This window comes from Pseudomonas sp. P4_C3 (genome assembly GCF_056402075.1).
Map to the genome: position 1 here is coordinate 1 of NZ_JBFUIC010000488.1, position 2,327 is coordinate 2,327.

Below are 2,327 nucleotides of genomic sequence, written 5' to 3' on the forward strand. Positions count from 1 at the left end.
GTGTTGACCATGCTGATCGCCACGGTGGCGGCATTGGGTTTGAGTGCGATGACCCATCTGGATCTGCGTTCACTGACTTTGGGCATGATGCCCGGCGGTATTGCCGAGATGAGCCTGACGGCGGAAACCCTGCAACTGTCGGTGCCGCTGGTGACGGCGATGCAGGTGATGCGGTTGTTGTTTGTGCTGTTTCTGGCGGAGCCGTTGTTCAAGTACTGGAACCGGAACCCGGATTCAGTCTGATGGACCGAGTCGCCTTCATCGCGAGCAAGCTCGCTCCCACTGGGTTCGTGTGTTCCCTGTGGGAGCGAGCTTGCTCGCGATGGGGCCGGCCCAGTCAGCACATCAAACCGGCGGCAACCGCCACTCGATCGGCGTCTCGCCATTCTGCTCCAGAAACTTGTTGGTCCGACCGAAGTGCCCGCATCCGAGGAAGCCGCGATAGGCCGACAGCGGAGACGGGTGCACCGAGGTCAACACCAGGTGCTTGGTGGCATCGATCAGCTTCTGTTTGCTCTGGGCATGGGCGCCCCACAGCATGAACACCAGGTGCGGTTGTTGTTGGCTGACCACTTCAATGATTCGATCGGTGAAAAATTGCCAGCCCTTGTCCTTGTGCGCATTGGCGTTGGCCCGCTCGACGGTCATGGTGGTGTTGAGCATCAGCACGCCCTGATCGGCCCAGCTCTGCAGGTAGCCATGGTTGGGGATGTCGATGTTCAGGTCGCGTTTGAGTTCTTTGTAAATGTTCACCAGCGACGGTGGCGCCGGTACTCCAGGTTGTACAGAGAAGCACAAACCATGGGCCTGTCCCGGACCGTGATAAGGATCCTGACCGAGGATCACCACTTTGACCTTGTCCAGCGGCGTGGAATTGAGCGCGTTGAAGATCATCGGCCCCGGCGGATAGATCTCCTTGCCGGCCGCCCGCTCCTGTTGCAGGAAGTTTCGCAACTCTGCCATGTAGGGCTGGTCGAATTCGGCACGCAGTGCCTCCTTCCAGCTCGGTTCGAGTTTGATACGGTCTTCAGCAGTCATGGTTACATCCGGCAAAAACAATGGGGCGAACCCTAGGAAAGCGCATCACGCTTGTCAATTGATCTGACGCAGATCCGGCACTTTCCCACACAGCGATCATACTTAACCCTCAAATTCCCGATCGAGGTCACGATGAATCTGCACTTCGAAGAACTCACCGGCACCGACGGCGCACGCATCGGCATCGCCAGCCTGGATGCCGAAAAATCCCTGAACGCCCTGTCCCTGCCAATGATCAACGCCCTGCGCGACCGCCTGGAAGCCTGGGCCAAGGACCCGCAGATCGTCTGCGTCCTCTTGCGCGGTAATGGCGCCAAGGCTTTTTGCGCCGGGGGTGAAGTGCGCAGCCTGGTGGAAGCCTGCCGCGAGCAACCCGGGGAAGTGCCACTACTGGCCGCGCACTTTTTTGCGGCGGAATATCGCCTGGACTTCAAACTTCATACCTACCCGAAACCGTTGATCTGTTGGGGCCACGGCTATGTGCTCGGTGGTGGCATGGGATTGTTGCAAGGGGCAAGCATCCGCATCGTCACGCCGAGCAGCCGGTTGGCGATGCCGGAGATCGGCATCGGCCTGTACCCGGATGTTGGCGCCAGTTGGTTTCTGTCGCGCCTGCCCGGCAAGCTCGGGTTGTTCCTGGGCCTGACCGGTGCGCACATGAACGGCCGCGATGCCATCGACCTGGACCTGGCCGATCGTTTCCTGCTCGATGAGCAGCAGCCGGAATTGCTCGAAGGCCTGTTGCAATTGAACTGGCAGGAACAGACACCCATGCAGCTCAACAGCCTGCTCAAGGCCTTGCAGCAGGAAGCCGTGGCACAGATGCCCGAAGCCCAGTGGCTGCCGCGCCGACAGCAGATCGACGAGCTGTTGGACGTCAGCGACGTGCGTTGCGCCTGGAAAGCGATCAGCGCCTTGCGCGATCACACCGACCTGTTGCTGAGCCGCGCAGCCAGGACCCTGAGCGAAGGCGCGCCGCTGACCGCTCATCTGGTGTGGGAGCAGATCATCCGTTCCCGGCACTTGTCGCTGGCCGAAGTTTTCCAGATGGAATACACCCTGAGCCTCAACTGCTGTCGTCATCCGGAGTTCAGCGAAGGCGTACGTGCCCGGTTGATCGACAAGGATCAGAAGCCTCGCTGGCACTGGCCGGATATCAATAACGTGCCGGACGCGGTGGTAGAGGCGCACTTTCACAAGGCGTGGGAAGGTCGGCATCCGCTGGCGGATTTGTCCGAGTACTAAAGTCCGCGCATAAAAATTGTGGGAGCGAGCCTGCTCGCGATGGC

3 protein-coding genes are annotated in these 2,327 nt (G+C 60.1%); 2 read left to right on the forward strand and 1 reads right to left on the reverse strand.

From position 1 onward, the window contains the following. On the forward strand, positions 1-243 hold a 243-nt coding region (locus AC1DVH_RS29695; RefSeq protein ID WP_477756792.1), incomplete at its 5' end, for an AbrB family transcriptional regulator. 102 nt (positions 244-345) lie between these two features. Here the strand turns inward: AC1DVH_RS29695 and ung are convergent. Continuing rightward, positions 346-1,038, reverse strand: a complete 693-nt coding sequence (gene ung, locus AC1DVH_RS29700; protein ID WP_477756793.1) for a uracil-DNA glycosylase — start codon at positions 1,036-1,038, stop codon at positions 346-348. A gap of 132 nt (positions 1,039-1,170) precedes the next feature. On the opposite strand from ung, the gene AC1DVH_RS29705 reads away from it, so the two are divergent. Further along, positions 1,171-2,283, forward strand: a complete 1,113-nt coding sequence (locus AC1DVH_RS29705) for an enoyl-CoA hydratase/isomerase family protein (protein ID WP_477756794.1) — start codon at positions 1,171-1,173, stop codon at positions 2,281-2,283. Positions 2,284-2,327: the final 44 nt, after the last annotated feature.

What these genes read in the sequence shown, in the direction of transcription:
- ung (WP_477756793.1), bottom strand. Translation starts at nt 1,038, where the DNA reads ATGACTGCTGAAGACCGTATCAAACTCGAACCGAGCTGGAAGGAGGCA.
- AC1DVH_RS29705 (WP_477756794.1), top strand. Translation starts at nt 1,171, where the DNA reads ATGAATCTGCACTTCGAAGAACTCACCGGCACCGACGGCGCACGCATC.